Origin of the sequence: Paraburkholderia sp. SIMBA_053 (assembly GCF_046534895.1) — a bacterium.
Taxonomy (GTDB): domain Bacteria; phylum Pseudomonadota; class Gammaproteobacteria; order Burkholderiales; family Burkholderiaceae; genus Paraburkholderia; species Paraburkholderia caledonica.
Window position 1 is genome coordinate 1 of the sequence record NZ_JAWRXU010000559.1, and the last position, 278, is coordinate 278.

Genomic DNA, 278 nt, shown 5'->3' on the forward strand with positions numbered 1-278 from the left:
GGCGAGGGGATTGGGCTCGCGCTGGTGCGGCGCGTCGTCGAGCGGCACGGCGGGCGGGTCTGGGCGGAGTCGGCCGAAGGCGTGGGCACGACGTTTTATCTGTCGCTGCCCGAAGCGGGCGCCCGGCCGGCGGCGGGGCGAGCGCGTGAAGGCGGTGAAGGGCGCGAAGGGCGACCGGTATCCGTGGCGGCTAACGATCAGGCGATGGAGAAGCCGGGGAATCTGCGGATGGGCCCGTAAGGGCTGCCGTGGGCAGCGGTCGAGCGGTGAGGCGCTAG

At 73.4% G+C, this 278-nt stretch carries 1 protein-coding gene; it reads left to right on the plus strand.

What is annotated here, in order from left to right; all coding sequences use genetic code 11:
* A partial coding sequence (locus SB753_RS36850) for an ATP-binding protein (RefSeq protein WP_410805071.1) occupies positions 1-240 on the plus strand: 240 nt, incomplete at its 5' end.
* Between the last annotated feature and the right edge of the window lie 38 nt (positions 241-278).